20 protein-coding genes and 2 riboswitches are annotated in these 25436 nt (G+C 70.1%); of the genes, 8 read left to right on the forward strand and 12 right to left on the reverse strand.

Features of this window, described 5'->3' with window-relative positions; genetic code table 11:
• Both ARC20_RS10250 and ARC20_RS10255 read right to left on the reverse strand, forming a co-directional pair.
• Window positions 1-1174 (reverse strand): sensor histidine kinase (locus tag ARC20_RS10250; RefSeq protein ID WP_057646744.1); only part of this gene is annotated, 1174 nt, incomplete at its 3' end.
• Window positions 1164-1865 (reverse strand): response regulator transcription factor, encoded by a 702-nt coding sequence (locus tag ARC20_RS10255; RefSeq protein ID WP_057646747.1) that lies wholly within the window; start codon window positions 1863-1865, stop codon window positions 1164-1166. The genes ARC20_RS10255 and ARC20_RS10250, both read right to left, overlap by 11 nt.
• Before the next feature lie 134 nt (window positions 1866-1999).
• On the opposite strand from ARC20_RS10255, the gene ARC20_RS10260 reads away from it, so the two are divergent.
• The 5 genes from ARC20_RS10260 to ARC20_RS10280 all read left to right on the forward strand — a co-directional run bounded on the left by ARC20_RS10260 (window position 2000) and on the right by ARC20_RS10280 (window position 8682).
• On the forward strand, window positions 2000-3712 hold the full coding sequence (locus ARC20_RS10260) for an ArnT family glycosyltransferase (protein ID WP_057646749.1): 1713 nt from the start codon (window positions 2000-2002) through the stop codon (window positions 3710-3712).
• A 91-nt stretch (window positions 3713-3803) separates the two neighbouring features.
• Window positions 3804-4541, forward strand: a complete 738-nt coding sequence (locus tag ARC20_RS10265; RefSeq protein ID WP_057646750.1) for a phosphatase PAP2 family protein — start codon at window positions 3804-3806, stop codon at window positions 4539-4541.
• The gene (locus ARC20_RS10270; protein ID WP_057646752.1) at window positions 4538-6202 is read left to right on the forward strand and encodes a phosphoethanolamine transferase; all 1665 of its coding nucleotides are present in this window, start codon (window positions 4538-4540) and stop codon (window positions 6200-6202) included. Before ARC20_RS10265 ends, ARC20_RS10270 begins: the two co-directional genes overlap by 4 nt.
• An 81-nt stretch (window positions 6203-6283) precedes the next feature.
• Window positions 6284-8281, forward strand: coding sequence for a M2 family metallopeptidase (locus ARC20_RS10275; RefSeq protein WP_057646754.1), 1998 nt, complete (start codon window positions 6284-6286; stop codon window positions 8279-8281).
• A gap of 83 nt (window positions 8282-8364) precedes the next feature.
• On the forward strand, window positions 8365-8682 hold the full coding sequence (locus tag ARC20_RS10280; protein ID WP_057646756.1) for a hypothetical protein: 318 nt from the start codon (window positions 8365-8367) through the stop codon (window positions 8680-8682).
• 21 nt (window positions 8683-8703) lie between these two features.
• Here the strand turns inward: ARC20_RS10280 and ARC20_RS10285 are convergent, their stop codons facing one another.
• Complete coding sequence (locus ARC20_RS10285) at window positions 8704-9111, reverse strand: hypothetical protein (protein WP_057646758.1); 408 nt, start codon at window positions 9109-9111, stop codon at window positions 8704-8706.
• 3 nt (window positions 9112-9114) lie between these two features.
• Complete coding sequence (locus ARC20_RS10290; RefSeq protein WP_057646827.1) at window positions 9115-10329, reverse strand: multidrug effflux MFS transporter; 1215 nt, start codon at window positions 10327-10329, stop codon at window positions 9115-9117.
• A gap of 303 nt (window positions 10330-10632) precedes the next feature.
• A riboswitch (glycine riboswitch) is annotated at window positions 10633-10718 on the forward strand.
• Between the two features lie 19 nt (window positions 10719-10737).
• Window positions 10738-10841, forward strand: a riboswitch (glycine riboswitch).
• A 98-nt stretch (window positions 10842-10939) separates the two neighbouring features.
• Here ARC20_RS10290 and gcvP point away from each other — a divergent pair.
• Together gcvP and ARC20_RS10300 are read left to right on the forward strand one after the other, a co-directional pair.
• A complete protein-coding gene (gcvP, locus tag ARC20_RS10295) occupies window positions 10940-13807 on the forward strand; it encodes an aminomethyl-transferring glycine dehydrogenase (RefSeq protein ID WP_057646760.1) in 2868 nt (955 codons plus the stop codon).
• Between the two features lie 405 nt (window positions 13808-14212).
• Window positions 14213-16327 carry a catalase gene (locus ARC20_RS10300; RefSeq protein ID WP_057646762.1) on the forward strand — a complete coding sequence of 705 codons (2115 nt, stop codon included), beginning with the start codon at window positions 14213-14215 and terminating at the stop codon, window positions 16325-16327.
• A 10-nt stretch (window positions 16328-16337) separates the two neighbouring features.
• Here the strand turns inward: ARC20_RS10300 and ARC20_RS10305 are convergent, their stop codons facing one another.
• Together ARC20_RS10305 and ARC20_RS10310 are read right to left on the reverse strand one after the other, a co-directional pair.
• A complete protein-coding gene (locus ARC20_RS10305) occupies window positions 16338-17093 on the reverse strand; it encodes an AraC family transcriptional regulator (protein ID WP_057646763.1) in 756 nt (251 codons plus the stop codon).
• A 26-nt stretch (window positions 17094-17119) separates the two neighbouring features.
• Complete coding sequence (locus ARC20_RS10310) at window positions 17120-17728, reverse strand: alpha-ketoglutarate-dependent dioxygenase AlkB (protein WP_057646829.1); 609 nt, start codon at window positions 17726-17728, stop codon at window positions 17120-17122.
• Window positions 17729-17759: 31 nt separating this feature from the next.
• On the opposite strand from ARC20_RS10310, the gene ARC20_RS10315 reads away from it, so the two are divergent.
• Complete coding sequence (locus tag ARC20_RS10315; protein WP_057646765.1) at window positions 17760-18161, forward strand: hypothetical protein; 402 nt, start codon at window positions 17760-17762, stop codon at window positions 18159-18161.
• A gap of 41 nt (window positions 18162-18202) precedes the next feature.
• On the opposite strand, the gene ARC20_RS10320 is transcribed toward ARC20_RS10315, so the two are convergent.
• The 6 genes from ARC20_RS10320 to ARC20_RS10345 all read right to left on the reverse strand — a co-directional run bounded on the left by ARC20_RS10320 (window position 18203) and on the right by ARC20_RS10345 (window position 25265).
• Window positions 18203-21457 (reverse strand): error-prone DNA polymerase, encoded by a 3255-nt coding sequence (locus ARC20_RS10320; RefSeq protein ID WP_057646766.1) that lies wholly within the window; start codon window positions 21455-21457, stop codon window positions 18203-18205.
• Window positions 21454-22875, reverse strand: coding sequence for a Y-family DNA polymerase (locus tag ARC20_RS10325; RefSeq protein WP_057646768.1), 1422 nt, complete (start codon window positions 22873-22875; stop codon window positions 21454-21456). The genes ARC20_RS10320 and ARC20_RS10325 overlap by 4 nt, the downstream gene beginning before the upstream one ends.
• 9 nt (window positions 22876-22884) lie before the next feature.
• Window positions 22885-23499 (reverse strand): translesion DNA synthesis-associated protein ImuA, encoded by a 615-nt coding sequence (imuA, locus tag ARC20_RS10330; protein WP_057646769.1) that lies wholly within the window; start codon window positions 23497-23499, stop codon window positions 22885-22887.
• 3 nt (window positions 23500-23502) lie between these two features.
• Window positions 23503-24108, reverse strand: a complete 606-nt coding sequence (gene lexA, locus ARC20_RS10335) for a transcriptional repressor LexA (protein ID WP_057646770.1) — start codon at window positions 24106-24108, stop codon at window positions 23503-23505.
• Between the two features lie 129 nt (window positions 24109-24237).
• A complete protein-coding gene (locus ARC20_RS10340) occupies window positions 24238-24687 on the reverse strand; it encodes a molybdopterin-dependent oxidoreductase (RefSeq protein ID WP_057646771.1) in 450 nt (149 codons plus the stop codon).
• Window positions 24688-24755: 68 nt separating this feature from the next.
• Entirely contained in the window at window positions 24756-25265 is a 510-nt protein-coding gene (locus tag ARC20_RS10345) for a hypothetical protein (protein WP_057646773.1), read from the reverse strand.
• Window positions 25266-25436 lie beyond the last annotated feature (171 nt).

Genomic DNA, 25436 nt, shown 5'->3' on the forward strand with positions numbered 1-25436 from the left:
TACGCGCGCATGGCGCGCGGCCGCTGTAGTCGCCGCGCGCCATGCGCGCGTAGATCGCGCTGATCTCCTCCGGCGACATCCCGTGCCCCGGGTCCTCGATGCGCACGATGGCCGGCGCCGACACGGCGATGCGGATCGTGCCGCGGTCGCTGTTCTCGATGGCATTGCGCAGCAGGTTGCCGATCGCCGCCTGCAGGATCGCCACCGGCGCGAACACGCGCGCCGGCACCTCGGCGTGCAGTTCCAATCGCAAGTCCTTGTCCGCGCTCAGGTGCTGGTGGTCGGCCACGATCTCCGGCAACAGCTGGTCCAGCCGCACCTCGTCGCTGCTGCGCGCCAACCGCGCCGGATCCTTGGCCAGCACCAGCAGCAGCGCCAGCAACTGCTCCACGCCAGCCGCCGTCTGGCGAATGCGCAGCAACTGGTGGCGCACCGGCGCCGGCACGTCTTCCTGCGCCAACGCCAACTCGCTGGCGCCGTCGATCACCGCGATCGGCGTGCGCAGTTCATGGCTGGCACTGTTGATGAAGGAACGCTCGCGTTCGACGAACTGGTCGTTGCGGCCGAGGTAATCGTTGAGCGCGTCGGTGATCACCTTCTGCTCGCTGCTGGCGCGCGGATCGAGCTCCACGCGCTGGCCGGGCCGATCCGGCTGCAGCCGGCGGATGCGCTCGGCCATCTGGCTCAGCGGCTTCACCACCCGGCCCATGCCCCAACCCACCAGCAGGCCGAGCAGCACGATCGCCACCAGGTTGGAGGCCACCATCCACAGGCCGAGGTTGTTCTCGTGCCGCTGCAGTTCGGTGATGTCCAGCGCCAGTACCAGCCGGCGCCCCTTCACGTCCTGCACCATCAGCACCTTGTCGCGGCCCTGGTAGGCGATGCCGTCGTGGATACCCGGCTGGAAGCCGGCGTATTCGGGCGGCGGCGGCGAATCGTCGTCGTCGCCGAACAGCTGCACCGTCTGGCTGTCGGTCCAGTGGTAATCCGGATCCTCGGCGCTGCGCTGCACGAAGTGGTCCAGCTCGGACTTCAGCAGCGAATGCCAGGTCAGCTGCTCGGCCTGCTCGTTGACGATGTAGCCGTGCACGAACACCGCCAGCGAGATCAGCGCGGCGTAGGCCACCAGCCACAGGGTCACCTGCCGCCGCAGCGCGCGGGGCTTAGGCGCCATCGCCGGCCTCCGCCGCATCCACCTGCGCCAGCCGGTAACCGACGCGCGGCAAGGTGTGGATCAGCTTCTCGGCGAACGGGCCATCCACGCTGCGGCGCAATTCGTAGATATGCGAACGCAGCATGTCGCCGTCGGGCGGCTCGTCGCCCCACAGCGCGTGCTCCAGGCGCTCGCGCGTGACCGCCGCCGGGCTCGCCTGCATCAACACTTCCAGCAACTTGCGGCAGGCCGGGTACAGGTGCAGCGGGCGGCCGGCGCGGGTGGCCTCCAGCGTGGCCAGGTCCAGGCGCAGGTCGGATACCTGCAGCGCCTTGCTGCGTCCGCGGCCCTGCGCGCGCACGAGCAGCGCTTCCAGGCGGACTTCCAGCTCCGGCAGCGCGAACGGCTTGGTGAGGTAGTCATCGGCGCCGGCGCGGAAACCGGCGATCTTGTCCGGCAGCTCGTCGCGCGCGGTGAGCATGATCACCGGCACTTCCGACTGGTGTTCCTCGCGCAGCCGGCGCAGCACCTCCGGCCCGTCCATGCGCGGCATCATCCAGTCCAGGATGATCGCGTCGTAGGCCTGGGTGGTGGCCAGGTGCAGGCCGGTCACGCCGTCGGGCGCGGCATCGAGCACGTGGCCGCGCGCTTCGAAATAGTCGAAGAGGTTGGCGACCAGGTTGCGGTTGTCTTCGATGACCAGGAGCCGCATGCGGGACCCGCGGGGGAACGGAGCGTCCATCGTAGCGGTTGGATGTCGGAATCGTGTCGAAACCGGCGGCGTTCCGACAATCTTCCCACGCCCCCACCGCCACCATGCCCGGTTCCATGCCAGCCGCCGCGCCGATGCCGACGACCCTTCCCACCACCGCCTCCCCCGCCCCCTGGCGCAACGCGCTGGTGGGTTTGCTGATCGCGCTCAGCCTGCTCGCCGGCCTGGGCCTGCGCCAACCCAATCCCGCCGACGAGCCGCGCTTCGTGCTGGCCGCGCGCAGCATGGTCGAGAGCGGCCAGTGGCTGCTGCCCCACCGCGGCAGCGAGCTGTACGCGGAAAAGCCGCCGGTCTTCATGTGGCTGCAAGCCGGCGCCTACCAGCTCACCCACGACTGGACGACCGCCTTCCTGCTGCCCTCGCTGCTGGCCGCGCTGGCGGTACTGTGGCTGGTGCGCGACCTCGGCCGCCGCCTGTGGCACCCGCGCATCGGCGACCTCGCCGCGCTGGCGGTGTTCTCCACCCTGCAGTTCGGCCTGATGGCCAAGCGCGCGCATATCGACATGGTGCTGCTGGCGATGACCACGCTCTCGCTGTGGGGCCTGCTGCGCCACCTGCTGCTGGGCCCGCACTGGCGTGCGTGGTGGCTGGGCGCGTTCGCCGCCGGCGTCGGCACGGTGACCAAGGGCGTGGGCTTCCTGCCCCTGCTGGTGCTGCTGCCGTGGGCACTGCATGCGCGCCTGCACGGCCGCGCGTGGCCCGCTTCGCGCGGCGATGGCTGGCGCTGGGCCGCCACGCTGCCGATGTTCATCGCCGGCACCGCGGTGTGGCTGCTGCCGCTCGCGCTGGCGCTGTGGCGCAGCGATGATCCGTCACTGCAGGCCTACGCACGCGAAATCCTGCTGCGCCAGACCGCCACCCGCTACACCGCCGCCTGGCACCACGTGCAGCCGGCCTGGTACTACCTGCGGGTAATCGCGCTGTTGTGGCTGCCCGGCAGCCTGCTGCTGCCCGCGCTGTTCCCCGGCTGGTGGCGACGCCTGCGCCGCGGCGATGCGCGCCAGTGGCTGCTGCTGGGCTGGAGCGTGCTGGTGCTGCTGTTCTTCAGCGTCAGCCCGGGCAAGCGCGAGCTGTACATCCTGCCGATCCTGCCGGCCGCCTGCCTGGCCGCCGCGCCGCTGTTGGCCGGGTTGCTGCGGCGTCCGTGGCCGCGCCGGCTGCTGCTGGGCTACGTGGTGTTCCTGGCGGTGGCCGCGCTGGTCGTCGCGTTCGGCCCGTGGCTGCCGCGTGATGCACTGCGCCGCGATCTCGATGCGGGTGTCGTGCAGCAGCTGAAATTCGGCCTCATCGCGCTGGGCATCGGGCTTGGGGTGATCGCCGCCTGGGCACGCACGCGCCGCGCCGCACTCGGCGTGGTGCTGGCCACCGTCGTGCTGTGGAGCGTCTACGGCTTGGTGTTCGCACCCGCACTGGATGCCTCCAGTTCGGCCGCAGGCTTGATGCAACGCGTGGGCCAGCGCATCGGTCCTGACGCGCAGCTCGGCATGGTGGCCTGGCGCGAGCAGAACCTGCTGCAGGCCGACCGGCCGGTGACCGAATTCGGCTTCAAGGCCGACTGGGCCACGCAATGGGCGAAGGCCGGGCCATGGGTCGCCGAACAGCCCACGCGTCGCTGGCTGTTCGTGCTGCGCGAAGCGCTGCCGGCGTGCGTGGATCGCGCGCAGGTGGTGGCGATCGGCCAGTCCAACCGCAACCAGTGGCTGCTGGTGCCGGGCACGGCATGGCATGCGGGCTGCCATGCCACGCAGGAAGGCACCACCGCGGGCGCCGACGACAACGACGACTGAACGAACCGGTCGGCGCGCGGCGCCGATCCGACCGCTTTCCGACAACGCACTCCCGATCATCGCCGCACTCTCGGCACGCCTTGTCTGATCGATGGAACTGCATACCGCTCCGGCGCTCCCCGCCGCGCCCTTTCCGCTTGCGCATTCGCGCGTGCCGCTGGCCACGCACCTGTACCTGCCGTTCGCGCTGCTGCTGATCCTCAATGCCTGGCTGGCGGCCGGCGGCGGCGACATGGCCTTCGCCGATTGGCTGTATCGCCTGGAAGGCGGCCACTGGGCATTGAAGGACGCGTGGTTCACCAGCCACTTCATCCACCGCATCGGCAAGTGGGCGAGCACGCTGGGCGCGCTGCTGGTGGCGATGGCGGCGATCCGTGCATGGCGCGCGCCGAAGCATCCGTGGCGCTGGCCGCTGCTGGCGCTGTTCGGTTCCATCGTGCTGTCCACCACGCTGGTGTCGATGTTCAAGCACCTCACCCACATGGACTGCCCGTGGGACCTGGCGCGCTATGGCGGCACGCGCGCGTTCTACGGCCTGTTCGAATCGCGCGGCGGCGTGCCGGCCTCCGGCTGCTTCCCGGCCGGCCATGCCAGCGCCGGCTACGCATGGGTGGCGCTGTACTTCTTCGCGCTGGCGGTACGTCCGCAATGGCGCTGGGCGGGACTTGCGCTCGGCCTGTGCGTCGGCGCGGTGTTCGGCTTCTCCCAGGAGCTGCGCGGCGCGCACTTCCTCTCGCATGACCTGTGGACGCTGGCGGTGTGCTGGATCGTCCCGCTGTTCCTGTTCCGCCTGCTCCCCCGCGAAGACGCCTCGGAGGTGCGCGCATGAGCGTTTCGATTTCCCGCCCGTCATGGCGGCAGTGGCTGCGCGACATCGACTGGCGCTGGCGCCCGACGCTGTCCACCGAAGGCCTGATCCTTGCCACCAGCGTGTTCTTCGCACTGGCCTGCAACGGCCTGTTCTGGCGTAGCGCCACCGCATGGAGCGGCGGCGGGATCGGCATGACGCTCTCGCTGCTGGCCGTGCTGGTCGCCGTGCACAGCCTGTTGCTGGGCCTGCTGGTGTGGCGCTGGAACGCGAAGGTGCTGCTGAGCGTGCTGCTGCTCAGCACCGCGTTCACCACCTATTACATGGGCCGCTACAACGTGTATGTCGACGCGGACATGCTGCGCAACGTGCTCGCCACCGACCGCAAGGAGTCCGGCGAGCTCATCACCGCCTCGCTGCTGCTGCCGCTGCTGGCCTACGGCGTGCTGCCGATCACCGTGCTGTGGCGGCTGCGGCTGCGCGCCCGCCCGATGGGTCGCGCACTGCTGGTCCGCGCCGGCTTCCTGCTGGTGGTGGGCGTGGTCGGCGCGGGCGCGGCGCTGCTGTCGTTCCAGAACCTCTCCGCGCTGATGCGCAACCACCACGAGATCCGCTACCTCGCCACGCCGATCAACACGCTGGCCGCGCTGCGCGCCAACCTGAAGACGGCCACGCCGGGCCACAAGGCGCCGAAGCTGCCCATCGGCCAGGACGCCACCGCCACGCCGCGCGCGCCTGAATCGCGCCCGCGCCTGCTGCTGATCGTGCTGGGCGAAACGATGCGCGCGCAGAACTTCGGCCTCAACGGCTACACGCGGCAGACCACGCCGGAACTGGCCCAGGTGGACGGGCTCATCAACTTCCCCGACATGCATTCGTGCGGCACCAGCACCGAGGTATCGGTGCCGTGCATGTTCTCGCCGTGGGGCCGCCACGACTACAACGAGGACACCATCCGCGGCCATCAGTCACTGCTGCACGTGCTCGACCATGCCGGCGTCGGCGTGCTGTGGCGCGACAACCAGAGCGGCTGCAAGGGCGTGTGCGACGGCTTGCCGATCCAGCAGCTGGACGATGCGAAGATCGCCGGCCTGTGCAAGGACGGCCGCTGCATGGACGAAGTGCTGCTCGACGACCTCGCCGCGCAGGTGCGTGCCCGCCCGGGCGACCGCGTGGTGGTGCTGCACCAGCTCGGCAACCATGGCCCGAGCTACTACGAGCGCTACCCGGCCACGTTCGCGCGCTTCAACCCGGCCTGCCAGAACGCGGACCTGGGCCAGTGCAGCCGCGAGCAGATCGTCAACGCCTACGACAACGCGGTGCTCTACACCGACCACTTCCTGGACCGCGCGATCGGCACGCTGCGCGCGATGCCCGATTACGACACCGCGATGATCTACCTCTCCGACCACGGCGAATCGCTGGGCGAGAAGGGCCTGTACCTGCATGGCGTGCCGTACGCCATCGCCCCGCAGGAGCAGACCCATGTGCCGATGGTGATGTGGTTCTCGCCGCAGTTCGCCCGCGACCGCGGCCTGGACCTGCAATGCGTGCGCCAGCGCGCCGCCGGCCGCGCCGACCACGACAACCTGTTCCCCTCGGTGCTGGGCCTGATGCAGGTGCGCACCTCGCTCTACGATTCCTCGCGCGACCTGTTCGCCGGCTGCCAGCAGCCGGCCTGAGCCCCCGACGCGCGCCGGCCGCCCCTTGCGGCCCCGGCGCGCGGCCTCTAGCCTCCGCGGATCGTCCCGCAAGGATCCGCCGTGAACCCTCGCCTTCCGCTCCTGGCCGTCGCCATCGTCGGCGCGCTGTCGCTGTCCGCCTGCCGTCGCGAACCCACCGCGCCGCCCGCCGCCGAAGCACCGGCCCAGGCACCGGCCGAGAGCGCCGATGCGTTCATCGCCCGGGTCAACGAGGAGTACAAGGCCGCCTACCCGGAAATCAGCTCGGCGCAGTGGCTGTCGGCGACCTACATCAACGACGACTCGCAGCGCATCGCCGCCAAGGCCAACGAACGCGCGCTCACCCAGCTCAATGCCTGGATCGCCCAGGCGCGCCAGTACGACGGCCAGCCGATGTCGCCGGACACCGCGCGCGCCCTGCAGCTGCTGCGCCTGATGAGCGCGATGCCTGCCCCGCGCGACCCGGCGCGCCTGGCCGAACTGACCACCATCGCCAGCCGCATGGAAGGCGACTACGGCGCCGGCACGTACTGCCGCGGCGAAGGCGATGCCAAGCAGTGCCGCCAGCTCGGCGAACTGGAGCAGGTGCTGGCGCGCAGCCGCGATTACGACGAACAGCTCGACGCCTGGCAGGGCTGGCAGGGCGTGGCCGCGCCGATGCGCGCCGACTACCAGCGCTTCGTCGAACTGGCCAACGAAGGCGCGCGCGACAGCGGCTTCAAGGACGTGGGGCAGATGTGGCGCAGCGGCTACGACATGCCGCCGGAACAGATCGCCGCCGAGACCGACCGCCTGTGGGAACAGGTCAAGCCGCTGTACGAGCAGCTGCAGTGCTATGCGCGCGGCAAGCTCGACGCGCACTACGGCCAGGACAAGGGCGAGCTGCCCGGCGGCCTGTTGCCGGCCCACCTGATGGGCAACATGTGGCAGCAGGACTGGAGCAACCTGTGGGACCTGCTGCAGCCCTACCCCGGCGCCGGCGACCTGGACATCACCGCCGCGCTGGAGAAGCAGTACCAGGGTGAACTCAGCACCGCGCTCACCCGCGTACCCGGCGGCAGCAACGGCAGCGTGGAGGCGCGCTTCAAGGCGCAGCGCGAGGCCGAGCTGCGCACCGCCAAGGCGATGACGGAACGCGCGCAGGATTTCTACACCTCGCTGGGCATGCCCAAGCTGCCGGACGGCTACTGGCAGCGTTCGCAGTTCATCAAGCCGCTGGACCGCGACGTGGTCTGCCACGCCAGCGCGTGGGACCTGAACATGGGCGGTGATGCCGCGCAGAAGACCGGCCCGGACGTGCGCACCAAGATGTGCATCAAGCCGAGCGAAGAGGACTTCACCACCATCTACCACGAGCTCGGCCACATCTATTACGACCTGGCCTACAACCCGCTGCCGCCGCTGTTCCAGAACGGTGCCAACGACGGCTTCCACGAAGCCATCGGCGACACCGTGGTGCTGTCGATGACGCCCGATTACCTGCATTCGGTCGGGCTGGTCGGCGAGGTGCAGCACAGCCGCGAGGCGCTGATCAACGCGCAGATGCGCATGGCGCTGGCCAAGGTGGCGTTCCTGCCGTTCGGGCTGATGATCGACCGCTGGCGCTGGGGCGTGTTCGACGGTTCGATCACCCCGGACCACTACAACCAGGCGTGGTGGCAGCTGAAGGCCAAGTACCAGGGCGTGGCCCCGGTGACCCCGCGCGGCGAACAGTTCTTCGACCCGGGCGCCAAGTACCACGTGCCGGGCAACACGCCTTACACCCGCTACTTCCTCTCGCACCTGCTGCAGTTCCAGTTCTACAAGGGCCTGTGCCAGGCCGCCGGTTACACCGGCCCGCTGTACGAGTGCAGCTTCTACGGCAACAAGGAAGCCGGGCAGAAGTTCTGGAACATGCTCCAGCGCGGCAACAGCCAGCCGTGGCAGGCCACGCTCAAGGAGCTGACCGGCGAGGACCATGTCGATGCCGGCCCGATGCTGGAGTACTTCGCGCCGATGCAGGAATGGCTCAAGCAGCAGAACCAGGGCCGCATGTGCGGCTGGGAAGCACCGGCGGCGGCCAAGCCGGCCCAGCCCTGACGCGGGCCCGCCCGGCGCGTGCTTGCATGCATGCGCCGGCGCGGGGAGGCTGGGGGTGAACGCCTCCACGCAAGGAACAGACGATGACCCCGACCTGGAATGTCGACCGCCTGGTGAAGCAGTACGGCCTGCGCCGCGAGACCGCCGCGGAGATCGTCGCCGGCCAGGTGCAGCACGCGCTGCGCACCGCGTGGCAGGCGTGGGCGTGGCTGGCCGTGTCGCTGCCGCTCACGGCATGGGCCTTCGCCGCCTGGCGCGATACCGCGTTCTCGGTGTGGCCGCTGTGCCTGTCGCTGGGGGTGTGGTACCAGATCGGCGTGCGCCTGGCCCAGCCGCGTATCGCCGCGCTGGCGCAGGTGCAGCGCGAGCGCATCGAGCGGGCGCGCCAGCCGCGGCGCTGAGCGGCCTTTCCGCGGGGCGGGTCAGCCCGCCTGCTGCGCCCCGCGCATCCGCGCGGCCAGCTGTTCCTTGAACTGCTCGAACTCCATGCCTTCGGCCTTCGCCTCGGCGTGGGCGGCGTCCTTCAGCGCATCCGAATACGCCAGCCGCACCGGGCGGCCTTCGCGTTCGTGCAACTCGCCGGCCAGCATGATCATCGCCAGCACGTGCGCCGCGCTCGGGCTCTCGCCGGCAATGCGGCCATCCATGCCCAGCACCCATTCGCCATCGCGGCGCACGATGCCGGCCAGCAGCTTGCGCTCGCCATCGCGCAGTTCGGCGTGCGGCTCCACCGGCGTGGCCGGGGCCTGCGGGGCGGCGGCGGCGCGGTTGCGCGCGCGCTCGTCCTGGCGGCGGCGGGCATCGCGGCGCAGCTTGGAATCGGTCGACATGGTTCAGGCTCCGGCGGCAGGCGTGGGGGAAGCGACGGGCATCCGCGACAGGCGCCGGTAGCTGCGCCGCTCCCACCGCCACAATAGCCAGCCGGCGAGGAAAAATCCCGTCGCGCCGAGGGCCAGGTGCAGCGGCGAGTCGCTCAGCAGCGGCGACACCACGCCGGCCACCATCGTGTTGATCATCAGCTGCACGAACATCTGCAGCGAGGAGGCCAGCCCGCGCTGCTGCGGCGCCAGGTCGATCACCGACAGCGCCAGGATCGGGAAGATCAGGCCCATGCCGGTGCCGCCAAGGAAGATCGGGATCACCGCCCACGGCACGCTGATCTGCGCCACCGAGAGCGTGTAGGCCAGGTTGCTCACCGCCGACAGCAGGATCAGCCAGTAACCCAGGCGCACCTGCACCTTCGGCGTGGCCTTGCCGGCCATGCGCCCGGACAGGAACGCGCCCAGGGTCAGGCCGCCGATGGTGGGGATGAACAACCAGGCGAAATCGCCCTCGCCCAGCCGCAGGTGCTGCATCACCATCACCGGCGCCGAGGCGATGTAGAGGAACACGCCGCCGAAGGTGAAACCGCCGGCGCCGGCCAGGCGCAGGAAGCGCGGCGACAGCCCGATGCGGCGGTAGTCGCGCAGCAGGCGGCCGGCGTGCAGCGGGGTGCGCGCGGCCGGCAGGTGGGTTTCGGGCAGGGCGAAGATCGTGGCGATGAGCAGCAGCGTGGCAAAGCCCACCAGGAACCAGAAGATCAGCGGCCAGCCGGCGCCGGTGGCCAGCAGCCAGCCGCCGATGATCGGGGCGATGGCCGGGGCGACGCCGAAGATCATCGAGACCTGGCTCATCAGCCGCTGCGCATCGTGGCCATGGAACAGGTCGCGGATCACCGCGCGGCCGACGATCACGCCCACGCCGGCCGACACGCCCTGCAGCGCGCGGAACAGCAGCAGCGTGGACAGGTCGCGCGACAGCGCGCAGCCGATCGAGGCGCCGATGAACAGCACCAGCCCGCCGAGGATCACCCTGCGCCGGCCCCAGGCATCGGACAGCGGGCCGTGGGCCAGGCTCATCAGGCCGTAGAACAGCAAGTAGATGCTCACCGTCTGCTGGATCGCCACCGGGTCGGCGTGCAGCCGCTGCTCCAGCTGGGTGAACGCCGGGAAGATGGTGTCGATCGAGAACGGGCCGAACATGGCCAGGCCCGCCAGCAGCAGGGCCATGCGGCGGGTGGAGGGCGGCGTCGGGGCGGGGGCGGTGTTCACACGAATCCTTGGCTGTGCGGGCCACCGCCGGGAAAGGCTGGCACGACCGGGCCCGGAGGGGCTCGGCAAGGCGCGGGCGGTGGAAACGGCAACGGCGGCGGCGCCAGCCCGGCGGGCCGGCGCGTCGACGCATCCGGGAGATGCCCAGCTTACTGGATGCGCCGCGCCGGGGCACCCCGCGCCGGTTTGCGCATTCATCCGCGCGCAGGCCCCGCGGGCGCGGCGCAACGCCCCCGCCGCCCCCTATAATGCCGGCCAACACCGCAGGCGGTGGGAGAAGCGGGTTCGCCCGCTGCCGAAGGCGCAATCGCCCGTAATCGCTCAGGCTCCCATACCACCCCTGCGAGGTGCGCGCGGCATGGCGCACCCCAACACTCTGGAGAGACCGGTTCGATCCGGCGCCGAAGGGGCACGAGAGGTGGAGCGATCCGCCTTTCCAAACTCTCAGGCAAAAGGACAGAGGGGCGCGAGGAACACTTCGTGGTCGCTTGCGCCCTGCTTTCGCGGCAGATGCGCGGTCGATGCGAGGCGTCCTTCGCCGCCCCCTTCTTCCTGCCGGAACACCGCCATGTCCCAGAACACTTCCTCGCTGCGCGCGCTCGAGCACCACGACGCCTTCATCGCGCGCCACATCGGCCCCAACGACGCTGAGATCGCGCAGATGCTGGGCGTGGTCGGCCACGCTTCGCTGGACGCGCTGACCGACGCCATCGTGCCGGGCAGCATCAAGTCGGCCGCCCCGCTGGCCCTGCCCGAGGCGATCAGCGAGGTCGAGGCGCTGGCCAAGATCCGCGCCATCGCCGACAAGAACCAGGTGTTCCGCAGCTTCATCGGCCAGGGCTACTACGGCACCCACACGCCGAACGTCATCCTGCGCAACATCCTGGAGAACCCGGCGTGGTACACGGCCTACACGCCGTACCAGGCCGAGATCTCGCAGGGCCGCATGGAAGCGCTGATCAACTTCCAGACGCTGTGCGCCGACCTCACCGGCATGGAGATCGCCAACGCCTCGCTGCTGGACGAGGGCACCGCCGCCGCCGAGGCGATGACGCTGGCCAAGCGTTCGGCCAAGTCGAAGTCCAACGTGTTCTTCGTTTCCCGCGGCGTGCACCCGCAGACGCTGGAAGTGCTGCGCACGCGCGCCGAGCCGATGGGCATCGAGCTGCACATCGGCGATGACACCGAAGCGCTGGAGCTGGATACCTTCGGCGTGCTGCTGCAGTACCCGGACACCTTCGGCCAGGTCCACGACTACAAGGCACTGGCCGGCGCGGTGCACGCGCGCGGCGGCCTGGTGGCCGTGGCCAGCGACCTGCTCGCGCTCACCCTGATCGCCGCGCCCGGCACCTGGGGCGCGGACATCGTGGTCGGCAACAGCCAGCGCTTCGGCGTGCCGTTCGGCTTCGGCGGCCCGCACGCGGCGTTCATGGCCTGCCGCGACGCGTACAAGCGCTCGATGCCGGGCCGCCTGATCGGCGTGTCGATCGATGCCGAAGGCCGCCCGGCCTACCGCCTCGCGCTGCAGACCCGCGAGCAGCACATCCGCCGCGAGAAGGCGACCTCCAACATCTGCACCGCGCAGGTGCTGCTGGCGGTGATGGCGAGCATGTACGCGGTGTACCACGGCCCCGAGGGCCTGGTGCGCATCGCGCGCCGCACCCACCGCCTGGCGGCGATCCTGGCCGGCGCGCTGCGCCAGGCCGGCGTGACCGTGGGCCCGGACTTCTTCGACACCCTGCACGTGGTCGACATCGACGCCGCGGCGATCCACGCCAAGGCGGAAGCCGCGCGCATCAACCTGCGCCGCCTGGACGCGCGCAGCGTGGGCATCAGCCTGGACGAGACCACCACGCGCGCCGACATCGCCGCGCTGGCCGCGCTGTTCGGCGCGAAGGTCGATGACATCGACGCGCTCGACGCGGCCACCGCCGACGCCCTGCCCACCGGCTTGCTGCGCGACACGGACTTCCTGACCCACCCGGTGTTCAACACGCACCACAGCGAGCACGAACTGCTGCGCTACATGCGTTCGCTGGCCGACAAGGACCTGGCGATGGATCGCACGATGATCCCGCTGGGCTCGTGCACGATGAAGCTCAACGCCACCGCCGAGATGATCCCGGTGACGTGGCCGGAGTTCGGCAACATCCATCCGCTGGCGCCGGCCTCGCAGGCGCTGGGCTACAAGCAGCTGATCGACGGGCTGGAGGCGATGCTGGTCGAGTGCACCGGCTATGACGCGGTGAGCCTGCAGCCGAACTCCGGCGCGCAGGGCGAGTACGCCGGCCTGCTGGCGATTCGCGCCTACCACCGCGCGCGTGGCGAGGGCCATCGCGACATCTGCCTGATCCCGGATTCGGCGCACGGCACCAACCCGGCCTCGGCGCAGATGTGCGGCATGACGGTGGTGGTCACCAAGACCGATGCCAACGGCAACGTCGACGTGGAAGACATCCGCCGCAACGCGGAGAAGTACAGCGACCGCCTGGCCGCGATCATGATGACCTACCCGTCCACGCACGGCGTGTTCGAGGAAGAGGTGGTGGAGATCTGCGAGATCATCCACCAGCACGGCGGCCAGGTGTACACCGACGGCGCGAACATGAACGCGCTGGTCGGCGTGGCGAAGCCGGGCAAGTGGGGTTCGGACGTGTCGCACCTCAACCTGCACAAGACGTTCTGCATTCCGCACGGCGGCGGCGGCCCGGGCGTGGGCCCGTGCGCGGTGAAGTCGCACCTGGCGCCGTTCCTGCCGAAGACCTTCGGTGGCGAGGGCGACGTGGGCATGGTGTCGGCGGCGAGCTTCGGTTCGGCGTCGATCCTGCCGATCAGCTGGATGTACGTGACGATGATGGGCCGCGAAGGCCTGCGTCGCGCGACGCAGCTGGCGCTGCTCAACGCAAACTACATCGCCAAGCGCCTGGCGCCGCATTACGAGACGCTGTACACCGGCCGCAACGGGCTGGTGGCGCACGAGTGCATCCTGGACCTGCGTCCGCTGAAGGATGCGACGGGCATCAGCGCCGAGGACGTGGCCAAGCGCCTGATCGATTTCGGTTTCCACGCGCCGACGCTGAGCTTCCCGGTGGCGGGCACGCTGATGGTCGAGCCGACCGAGAGCGAGTCGCTGCACGAGCTGGATCGCTTCATCGACGCGATGATCCAGATCCGTGACGAAATCCGCGCGGTGGAGGAAGGCAAGCTGGATCGCGAGGACAATCCGCTGCGCAATGCGCCGCACACGGCAGTGGCGGTGAGCGCGAGCGAATGGACGCACGCGTATCCGCGCGAGCTGGCCGCCTTCCCGCTGCCGTCGCTGAAGCTGCAGAAGTATTGGCCGCCGGTGGCGCGCGTGGACAACGTCTACGGCGACAAGAACGTGATGTGCGCTTGCATTCCGGTGGATGCGTACAAGGAAGATGCCGAGGTTTGAGGATTTCTCGCTCGGTTTCTTTCTGAGAGTTTTGTGTGTGTTTTTTTTGGGGAGGCTTTGGCCTCCCCTCTTTTTTTGAGGGCTTCTGGCTTTTGTACTGGCCTTCGATGTCGATCGGCTCGCTTTGATCGCGCGCAGCCCGCGGGAGCACACCCCTTTCGGGACACGCCGTGAATCCATCCATGGAGGCTCGTAGGCGACATCCATGTCGCCTACGGTCCCGAAAGGGGTGTGCCCCCACAGGCTCCATGGATCATGGCGACCGGATACGCAGGAGCGGCTTCAGCCGCGATCCGACGTCGACGTGAAGCCGGGGTGCATGCGAAGGGCTTCCTCCACACCCTTCATTAACCTACTCGCCACCAGCCTGCTTGGGCTAATCCGCTCGCCCCGCAGGAGATTTTCATGGCCGCCCGCAAGCCGACCGCCAAGCCCGCCGCCGCCCCGAAGAAAGCCCCCGGCCCATCGCGCGATGCGGAGTCGCGCGGCCATGCCGACGAACTGCACCAGCAGGCCGGCGGCAGCCACCCGCCGCTGACGACCAACCAGGGCATCCCGGTCTCCGACAACCAGAATTCGCTGCGTGATACGCCGCGCGGCCCGACGCTGCTGGAGGACTTCATCCTCCGCGAGAAAATCACCCACTTCGACCATGAACGCATTCCCGAGCGCATCGTGCATGCGCGGGGCAGCGCGGCGCATGGCTACTTCGAGCTGACGAAGTCGCTTTCGCGCTACACCACCGCCAAGCTGTTCACCGAGGTCGGAAAGAAGACCCCCGTGTTCACCCGCTTCTCCACCGTGGCCGGTGGCGCGGGCTCGGTCGATACGCCGCGCGACGTGCGCGGCTTCGCGGTGAAGTTCTATACCAGCGAAGGAAATTTCGACCTGGTCGGCAACAACATCCCGGTGTTCTTCATCCAGGATGCAATGAAGTTCCCCGACCTCATCCACTCGGTGAAGATGGAACCGGACCGCGGCTTCCCGCAGGCGGCCAGCGCGCACGATACGTTCTGGGATTTCATCTCGCTCACGCCCGAGTCCATCCACATGATCATGTGGGCGATGAGCGACCGCGCGATCCCGCGCTCGCTGCGGATGATCGAGGGGTTCGGCATCCACAGCTTCCGGCTGCTCGACGCGGAGGGCAACAGCACCTTCGTCAAGTTCCATTGGCGGCCCAAGCTCGGCCTGCAATCCACGGTGTGGGACGAGGCGGTCAAGCTGGCCGGTGCCGACCCGGATTTCCATCGCCGCGATCTGTTCGAAGCCATCCAGGCCGGCGCCTTCCCCGAGTGGGAATTCGGCGTGCAGCTGTTCACCGAGGAGGACGCGGCGAAGTTCCCGTTCGACCACCTCGATTCGACCAAGCTCATTCCCGAGGAACTGGTGCCGCTGCAGATCATCGGGCGCATGGTGCTCGATCGCTGGCCGGACAACTTCTTCGCCGAGACCGAACAGGTGGCCTATTGCCCGGCCAACATCGTGCCCGGCATCGACTTCAGCAACGACCCGCTGCTGCAGGGCCGGCTGTTCTCCTATCTCGATACGCAGCTGATCCGCCTGGGTGGGCCGAACTTCCACCAGATCCCGGTCAATGCGCCGCAGTGCCCGTTCGCCAACCACCAGCGCGATGGCCACATGCAGATGCAGCGGCCCAAGGGACGCGTGGCCTACGACCCCAGTTCGCTGGAAGGCGACAGCCCGCGCGAGACATCGCGCGGCTTCCGCAGCCATGCCACGCCGGCCGACGATGGCGCCAAGGGCCGCATCCGCGCGGAAAGCTTCGCCGACCATTACAGCCAGGCGCGGCTGTTCTATCGCAGCCAGAGCGCGCCGGAGCAGGCGCATATCGCTTCGGCCATCGTATTCGAGCTCTCCAAGGTGGAAACCGCGCCGATACGCGAACGCGTCGTCGGCCATCTGCGGCATGTCGATGCGGATCTTGCACAGCGCGTGGCCGATGGCCTTGGGATGGCCGCGTTGCCACCCGCCGCGCCCGCGCGCGTCGAGCCGATCGACATGAAGCCCTCCCCCGCCCTGCAGATCATCGGCAAGATGAAGCCCACGCTGCAGGGCCGCACCGTCGGCCTGCTGGTGCACGACGGGTCGGATGCCGGGCTGGTCAAGGCGCTGCGCAAGGCGGCCGAGGCCGACGGCGCGATGGTGAAGATCGTCGCGCCGAAGATCGGCGGCGCGAAGCTGGACGACGGCAAGCAGCTGGCCGCCGATGGCCAGCTCGCCGGCACGCCTTCCATCGTGTTCGATGCGGTGGCCGTGCTGCTCTCGCCCGACGCCGGCAAGCAGCTGGCGAAGGATTCGGCGGCGGTGGATTTCGTCGCCAATGCCTGGGCCCACCTGAAGGCCATTGCCTGGGACGAAGGCGCGCAGCCGTTGCTCAAGGCCGGCAACGTGGGCCGCGACGCCGGCGTGGTCGAGGCGGAGGATGCGAAGGCCTTCGTCGCCGCCGCGCGCACCCGTCAGTGGGATCGCGAGAAGAAGCTGCGCATGCTGGCGTAAGCCGCCGGGCTCATGCCTCGGAGGGCAGCGCGGGCTGGATCCTCCCGCGCTGCGCCACCGGCAGGCCGCGGTATTCGCGCGGGGTCAGGCCGGTGGCGGCCTTGAACTGCCGGGTGAAGGCGCTCTGGTCGCTGAAACCGCAGGCGTGGCCGATATCGGTGATGCTCAGCTTGCGCTCGTCCAGCAGCTGCATCGCGCGATGCAGGCGCAGGCGCAGCAGCACCTGCTGCGGCGTCAGCTGGAATACACGGCGGAACGAGCGCTGCAACTTGGACATCGAAAAGCCGGTCAGCTCCACCAGCGTCTGCAGCCGCACCGGCTGGGTGTAGTGCGCGTGCAGGTAGGCCAGCGCCAGGCGCAGCTTTTCGTACTGCTCGTCGCGCTGCGCGTCGCGCCCTTCCTGCGGGCCGAGGTCGCGCGAGATGCCGATGATGCCGCGCACCTCGCCGTCCACCCACAGCGGCCGCTTGCAGGTCAGGCACCAGCCGGTCTCGCGGTTGGCGAACAGGTGCAGTTCGAGCACGTTGTCGATGACCGCGCCGGCCAGCACCTGTTCGTCCTGGTTGGCGTAGTTGGCGCCCAGGCCGATGGGGTACACCTCGGCCACGCGCTTGCCGATCAGCTCCTGCCGCGATTTGAGCCCCAGCCGCCGCAGCATCGTCTGGTTGACGTAGGTATAGCGGCCCTCGCGATCCTTGACGAAGAACAGCACGTCCGGCACGGCGTCGAACAGGGCTTCCAGGTCGGTGGCATCGATCGCGGTCATGGCGCGGATGATAAGCGCCCGGCCCCCTAACGCGCTGCCTGGGGGCGTGCGCGGAACACCACGCTCATCCGCGGCCCCACCGGCCGCGCGGTCTTCGGGATGCCGTGCTCGTGCGTGAGCTGGGAAGCATGGCTCATCGCCAGCAGGCTGCCCGGGGCGAGGTCCAGCCCGCAGGCGCGGCCACCGTCCTTGGCGCGCAGGTTCATGCGCCGGGTATCGCCCAGCGAGACCAGCGCGATCGGCTCGCCCGGCACCAGCGAGTGCAGCTTGTCGTTGTGCATGGCGACGCTGTCGCGGCCATCGCGGTACAGGTTGAGGCCGGCGTGGGTATACGCGCCGGGCACCGTGGCGTTCACCTGCGCCCACATCCGCGCCAGCGGCGAGCCGGCCGGCAGCGCGGCCAGTTCGAAATGCGCCAGCAGGCGCGGCACGTCGACGATGCGCTCGTACATCGGCCGCTGCAGCGTCTGCCATTCGATGCCGTCGCGCAGCGCGGCGAACCAGTCTTCGGCCTGCGCCTGCCCCACCCATTGCGGCCAGTAGCGCACGCCGCCTTCGGCATCGGCCACGACGGTGCGGTACGGCGCGCTGTCGAACAGGTCCGCGCAGGTGCAGGCCCCGGCGCTAACGGGCATCATGGCGTTCTCCTCCTGCATCAGGTGTTGCATGTCCGCTTCTTCCCCTTCCCCGTACGCCGTCGGCCAGCTGTGGCGCTGCGAAGGCCGCAGCGCGGACGAACGCCCCGTGCTGCTCATCAACCGCATCGAGCAGCACCCGCTGCTGGGCGGCGAAATCCTGCACGTCACGCTGCGCGATGCACGCATCCGCCATCCCGGCGTGGCCGGCGGCGTGATGACCTCGATGGCGCACCTGCCGGTGATCGGCCAGGTGTTCGAGCGCAGCCACGCCGAACTGGTCGGCCAGGACACGCCGGACCCGGCGTACATCGCCGGCTACCAGGAATGGAAGCGCGCCTTCGATGCCGGCAATGCCGGCGCCTACGGCATCGCCGTGTCCGAGATCCTGGCCAGCGTCGAGCGCATGCTGTCCGGCCGCAGCGCGCACTGACGCACGGCGCGTGGCCGCCGTCGCCTCGGGCGGGCCGCCGTTCAATGGAAATCCCGCGAAGCCACCGGCAGCTCGCCGAGCAGGTGGCTCAGGTCGTGCAGGTCGCCGGCGATCACATGGGTGACGCCGTCCACCTGCTCCCAGCGCCCGCGCACCGCCAGCAGGCGTGATTCGAGCAGCGCGCGCCGGCGCCGCTGCGCCAGGTGCGACCAGACCACGACGTTGATCATGCCGTGCTCGTCCTCCAGCGTGACGAAGATGGTGCCCTTGGCCGTACCCGGACGCTGCCGCTGGGTCACCAGCCCGGCCACGTGCACGCCGCTGCCATGGCGACGCCCGTGCAGCTCCTGCAGGCCGAGGATGCGGCGCTGGCGCATCTGCGCGCGCAGCAGCGCCATCGGGTGCGGCCCCAGGCTCAGGCCGGTGGCGCGATAGTCGGCCAGGATGTCTTCGCCCTGCCGCGGCGCCAGCAACGCGACCTCGCTTTCTTCCGGGCTGCCGGGCAGCAGCGGGCGCCGCCGCTCGATGCCGGCCACTTCCCAGCGCGCGTGGTGCCGGTGGCCACTGAGCGAAGCCAGCGCCCCTGCCTCGGCCAGCGCCTCGCGCGCCTTGCCATCCAGACCCGCCCGCCGGCACAGGTCGGCGATGTCGGCGAACGGCCGCTGCGCGCGCGCTTCGACAATCGCCTGCGCCGCCTGTTCGGACAGCCCGCGCACCTGCCGCAGCCCCAGGCGGATCGCCGGCTGCGTGCCGGGCGTTTGCTCGTCACGCCAGGCCACGCCGCCTTCCAGCGTCTGGTCCCAGTCGCTGCGGGCCACGTCCACCGGCAGCACGTCCACGGCGTCGCGCGCGGCGCGGCCGCGGCGGGCGTCCTGCACGATCTGGCTCGGCGAATAAAAACCCATCGGCTGCGCGTTGAGCAGGCCGCAGGCGAAGGCCGCAGGCTCGTGGCGTTTCAGCCAGCAGCTGATGTAGACCAGCTTGGCGAACGAGGCCGCGTGGCTCTGCGGGAAGCCATAGGAACCGAAGCCCTTGATCTGCTCGAAGATCTGGTCGATGAAGTGCGAGGGATAGCCCTTGCCTTCCATCAGCTCGCGGATGCGCGCGCGATGCGGCTCCATGTCGCCGCCGCGGCGCCAGGCCGCCATCGAACGGCGCAGGCCGTCGGCCTCGTCGGGCGTATAGCCGGCATGGATCACCAGTTCCATCACCTGCTCCTGGAACAGCGGCACGCCCAGCGTCGGCCCGAGGATTTCCTGCACGCCCGGCGAGGGATAGCTGATCATTTCCTTGCCCTGCCGGCGCCGCAGGTACGGGTGCACCATGTCGCCCTGGATCGGCCCGGGCCGCACGATCGCCACCTCGATCACCAGGTCGTAGAACTTCCTCGGCTGCAGCCGCGGCAGCATCGCCATCTGCGCGCGCGATTCGATCTGGAACACGCCCACCGTATCGGCCAGGCAGATCATGTCGTAGGTGTCGGCGTCCTCGGCCGGGATCGTGGCCAGCTCGAAATCGCGGCCGCGATGCCGGCGCACCAGCTCCAGCGTCTTGCGGATGCAGGTGAGCATGCCCAGCGCCAGGCAATCGACCTTCAGCAGGCCCAGCGTTTCCAGGTCGTCCTTGTCCCACTGGATGATGGTGCGGTCGGCCATCGCCGCGTTCTCCACCGGCACCACGGTGGAGAGCGGCGCATCGGAAATCACGAACCCGCCCACATGCTGCGAGAGGTGGCGCGGGTGGTCGCGCAGCAGCTCGGTCACCGCCAGCACGCGCGCGATGAGCGGGTTCTCCAGGTCGAAACCGGCTTCCTCCAGGCGCTGCTGCATCGGCGTGTCGCCATTGCCCCAGCCATAGCAGTCGGCCAGCAGCGCGATCTGGTCCGGCGGCAGGCCGAATGCCTTGGCCACGTCGCGCACCGCGCTCTTGCCGCGGTAGCTGATGACCGTGGCGGCCAACGCCGCGCGCGTGCGGCCGTACTTGTTGTAGACGTACTGCAGCACTTCCTCGCGGCGCTCGTGCTCGAAGTCCACGTCGATGTCCGGCGGCTCGTCGCGCGCCTTGGACAGGAAGCGCGAGATCAGCAGGCGGTTCTCGGCCGGGTTCACCGCGGTGATGCCCAGCGCGTAGCACACCGCCGAATTGGCCGACGAACCGCGCCCCTGGCAGAGGATGTCGCGCGAACGGGCGAAGCGCACGATGTCGTGCACGGTGAGGAAGAACGCCTCGTACTTCAGCTCGGCGATCAGCGCCAGTTCCATCTCTATGTCGGCCACCACCTTGTCCGGCACGCCCCTGGGCCAGCGCGTGCGCATGCCGGCCTCGGTGAGTTCGCGCAGGTAGCTGGCCGGCGTATGGCCGGCCGGCACCAGCTCGGCCGGATAGCGGTAGTCGAGATCGCGCTTGAGGTCGAAGCCGGTGCAGCGCCGCGCCAGTTCAACCGCCGCCTGCAGCAGCGTCGGCGGATGGATGTTGCCCAGCGCGCGACGGCTGCGCAGGTGGCGCTCGCCGTTGCGGAACAGGTGCGCGCCGCATTCGGCCAGCGGCAGGGTGTGGCGGATCGCGGTGAGGGTGTCCTGCACGATGCGGTCGCGCCGCCGCGCCATGTGCACGTCACCGCAGGCCACCGCGACCAGGTCCAGCTGCCGCGCCAAGGCCAGCAGCTGCGCCAGGCGCGCGGCATCGTCGCGTTCGCGATGCAGCTGCACCGCCAGGTGCGCGCGATCGCCGAACAGTTCGCGCAGCCACCGGCCGTGTGCGGCGTCCGGCTCGGCCGCGGGCAGCCACAAGGCGAACAGGCCGATGTCCGCCCCCGCCAGCACGTCGGCCATGTCGGCCCGCAGCAGGCGATACCGGCCCTTGGTGGCGGCGCGGCGCGCGCGGGTGATCAGTTCGCACAGCTGCGCGTAGCCGCGCGCGTTCTCCACCAGCAGTACGACGCGCGGTCCGTCCTCCAGGGCGAACTCGCTGCCCACCACCAGCGGCAATCCGGTCGCGCGCGCCGCTTCCCAGCCACGCACGATGCCGGCCAACGAGCATTCGTCGGTGATCGCCAGCGCCTCGTAGCCGCATTCGCGGGCGCGGGCGAACAGCGCTTCGGCCGAAGACGCGCCACGCAGGAACGAGAAATCCGACAGGCAGTGCAGTTCGGCATAGGCCGGCAGCCCGGCATCGCGTTCGTGGCCGACTTCGTCGTTGGCCGCCGCGCGCAGGCGCGCATCCACCGTCCACGCACGCGGCGGACGGCCGCCGGGGGTGTCGCGCTCCACGCCGTCGTGGCCGTCATCCCAGCTCATGCGAACCACCCGTGCAGCATCCAGCCCTCGCGCGCGCCGGGCGCGACATACGCCCAGCCGCGCTGGCCGCGCGCGGTCTCCACCACGTAGTAATCGCGGCGCGCGTCCTCGCCATCCCACCAGCCGCTTTCCAGCCGCTCCGGCCCGGACAACACGCGCAGGCGTCCATCGCGCAGCGGGATCGGCTGCGGCAGCAGCCAGGCCGGGCGCGGCGGGCGCGGCGGGGCCTGCGTTTGCCGTGCCTCGTCCTCGCCCAGCACGCGCCGCCACGCACGCTCCGGGCGCGGGTCGTCGGCCGGCGCCAGCCGGTACACCGATTCATCCCCCAGCCGCGCGCGCAGGCGCTCGCGCAGTTGCGGCCAATCCAGCGCCTGTTGCGGGCGCGGGTCGAACAGGTCGCGCGCGGCTGGCACGAACGGCGGCAGCTCGCGCGCAAGCAGGCGCAGCGCCACCACCGGCTTTTCCAGCGCCACCCGTTCCAGGCGATTGCGCGAGAGTTCGAACAGCATGCCCGGCTCGCGCTCGGCGGCGAGCAGGCCGACCTCCACGTCGGTATGCCCTTCCTCGTGTTCCAGCCGCAGCACGAAGCGCTGCACGCCGCCATCGCGGATCGACAGGTAGGTGCACAGGTCGCCGAGCAGGCGGCGCAGCGGGAACAGCAGCGCGGTGTGCGTCTCCACTTCGTAGCCCATCTCGATGCGCGAATCGAAATGGTCCGGCGGCGCGTAGCACTGCAGCGGGTCGTCGGCTTCGCCGTAGAGGCGGTCGAGGTGGTCGAGCAGGTCCAGGCCGAAACGCCGGCGCAGGCTGTCGCGTGGCAGCGCGCGCAGTTGGCCGAGATGTTCCAGGCCCATGCGCTGCAGGCGCTCGCCGGTATCGCCCGGCAACGCGGCGCGGCGCACCGGCACGCCGTCGAGCATCGTGCGCAGCGCCTCGGGCCGGCGCACCGCCAGGCCGTCGCGCAAACCAGCCAGCACGCGTGCGGCGCGCGGCGTCGGCGCCAGCGCGATGCGATGGCGGAAGCCCAGCGTCTGCAGTTCCTCGCGCAGGCGCTGCGCGAAACGCGGCCAGGGCCCGAACAGGCGGAAGCTGGCCTGCGCTTCCAGCACGATGGCATGCGGCCACTGCGCGCTCACCAGCGAGCTGTGGCGATACGCCCAGGCGGCCAGGAAACGCTGCCAGCGCGCCTCGGCCGCCGGCTCGTGCGCGACGGTCCGCACGCCGGCCATCAGCGCGTGCGCGGCGGCCAGGCGCATGCCGGTGCGCAGGCCGGCGGCGGCGGCGCTTTCGTTGACCGAATGCAGGCTGCGCAGCTGCGCCGGCCCTTCCACCAACGCGAGCGGCGTTTCAGGGTCGGGCAAACGCCGGAGGACGGCGTCCAGCGCCAGCTGCGGCAGCAGAATGCAGGCCCAGAGCATGCGCGCGCCTCAATGCGCCAATCGCAGCGGTTGCGCGGGCACCTGGCCGCCGCGGCATTTGCGTACCTGCCAGGCGTGTTCGCCGGGCAGGTATTCCAGGCGCAGCGCGGCCGGCGAGGCATTCACCGCATGCCGCCGGTCGCGCAGGGCGAAGGCGCAGCAATCGCCGCTGTCGGCGGCGACCTGCAGGCGGCGCAGCGCGCGCGCATCGCCCGTCTGCGGCCAACCCAGCACCGCCGCGCACGCACCGCTGCGCAGGCATTGCTCGAACGCCCACAGCGCCTGCTTCGGCTCGGCCTCGATCACTTCCAGCCACCCCAGGTCGATGCCCCCGGCCTGCCACGACGGCGCATACGGCAGGTACGGCGGCGCGATGAGCACGACGCGCTCGCCGGCGGCGGTGAGCCGGGCCAGCGTGGGCAGCAGCAGCGCGATTTCGCCCACGCCATCGGAGGGCAGCAGCAGCTCGGTGAGCGCGCGACGCGGCCAGCCGCCATCGGGCAGCGCGGCATCGAGCGCGGCATGCCCGCTGGGCTCGCCGTCGCGGCGCGTGGCCACGCCCTTCCCCGCGCGCCATACCGTGCGTGCCGCCAGCATCTCGCCCAGGGCCAGTACTTCGCCCATGCCTCAGCCCTGCCGCAACAGGCCGCAGTACAGGCCTTCGATCGCGAAATCGGCATCGGCCGGCACCACGATCGGCGCATAGGCCGGGTTGCGCGGCAGCAGGCGCAGCTGCGCCGGCCCGCGTTCGAGGCGCTTGATGGTGATTTCCCCGTCCAGCCGCGCGACCACGATCTGGCCGTGGCGCGCCTCGCTGCTGCGATGCACGCCAACCAGGTCGCCGTCGAGGATGCCGTCGTCGATCATCGAATCGCCCTGCACCTGCAGCAGGTAATCCGGGCGCAGCGAGAACAGCGAGCGGTCCAGCCAGAGCTCGCGCTCGATGCCGATATCGGCGCCGATCGGCAGGCCCGCGGCGACCCGGCCGAGCACCGGCAGCACCAGCGGCGGATCGCGCGGGGCATCGGGCAGGCGGATGCCCCGCGCCAGCCCGCCGCCGCGCAGCTCGATCAGACCGGCCTCGGCCAGCGCCTGCACGTGCTTCTGCGCGGCATTGCGCGAGGCGAAGCCGAACTCGGCGGCGATCTCGGCCAGGCTGGGCGGATGCCCCGCCCGGGTGCGCTCGCGCAGGAAGGCCAGGATGGCCGCACGGCGGGGGCTCAAGGCGTCCATGGGCGTTTCCCGGGGAGGGGGAAGCCGCCCGGATCAGCAGGACCGGGGATAGGATTTTTCATAGGTGTACATTTGTACACCTTTCCGTCGCAGGGGGCGAGACGGTGTGGTTCAGGGAGCTGGACGTGCTCAGGGTCCCACTTCAATCCGCTCGACCTGCCGCGCCGCGCGCGCCGCCCTGTGGTCGGCCGGCACCAGCAGGCGCCACGGTCCATCTTCGGCAGGCAGCGGCTGGCCGTCGCAGCGGTCGCTCAGCAGCACCTCGCGCGCGCCGAGGGTGTCGTCCAGTTCGCCGAGCGAGAACGCCACCTGGTAGCCATCGCGGGCCTTGATCCGTACCATCTTGGCGAGGTCGGCGCCGCGCAGCGGCGTGGCGGGCATCGCGCCGCTGGCCCGCAGCAGCGCGGCCAATGACACGCCCTCGCACTGCAGGGGGTGCCCATGCACGTCCATGCGCGCCTGCTGTCGCGGCAGCGTGGCGATACGCGCCGGATCAAGCAGGTTGGCCGGCGGCGCCTCCTTCGCATGCACCGCGCCGGCGGCGACCAGCAAGCCACAGAACAGCCAAGACATGCGCATGGAAGACTCCCGACGGTCGATGCGCGTGCTTATGACACGCCGCACCGCCATCGACAACCCGCCCCGCCTCACGCCGATTTCTTCGCCCGCGTCCGCGCGGCCTTCTTCGCCGCCGCCTTGCGCACGGCCGGGCCCTTGGTGCGCGCGGCCTTCTTCGCCGCCGTCGAGCGGCTGCTGGCGGTGCGCTTGCTCGCGGCCTTCTTCGCCTGGGTGGACAGCGCCTTCTTGCCGACCACCTTCTTGGCGGTGGTCTTCTTGCTGGCGGTCTTCAGCGCTTTCTTGGCACCGGCCGAGCGCGTCTTCGACGGCGCCTTTTTCGCCTTCTTCGAGGCGGCCGTGTCCTGCGCGGCCTTCTTCTTCACCGCCTTGGAGGCGGTCTTGGAAGGCTTGGCGTCCACGCCATCGCGGCGCGCCTTCGACAGGCCAATGGCGATCGCCTGCTTCGTGCTCTTGGCGCCATGCTTGCCGTGCTTGATGTGCTCGATCTCCTCGTGCACGTATTCGCCGGCCTGGGTGCTGGCCGACTTGCCCTCGCGCTTGTCCTTGGCCGCCGCCTGGCGGGTCTTTTTCTCCGGCATGGGAATGCTCCGGTGTGGGTGACGGCCCGGGTGTAGCAACGTGCGGGTAAACAAACGGTGCAATCGCGCGCGGCGTTCTACACCACGCGTTGACCTGGCACCCGCGCGATGCCCACCTCGCCACCCCGCTGTCAAGGGCGACGCCTGCCTCGACGCTGCCTACAATGCGCG

The sequence above is a fragment of the Stenotrophomonas panacihumi genome, from assembly GCF_001431645.1.
Classification (GTDB): Bacteria; Pseudomonadota; Gammaproteobacteria; order Xanthomonadales; family Xanthomonadaceae; genus Stenotrophomonas_A; species Stenotrophomonas_A panacihumi.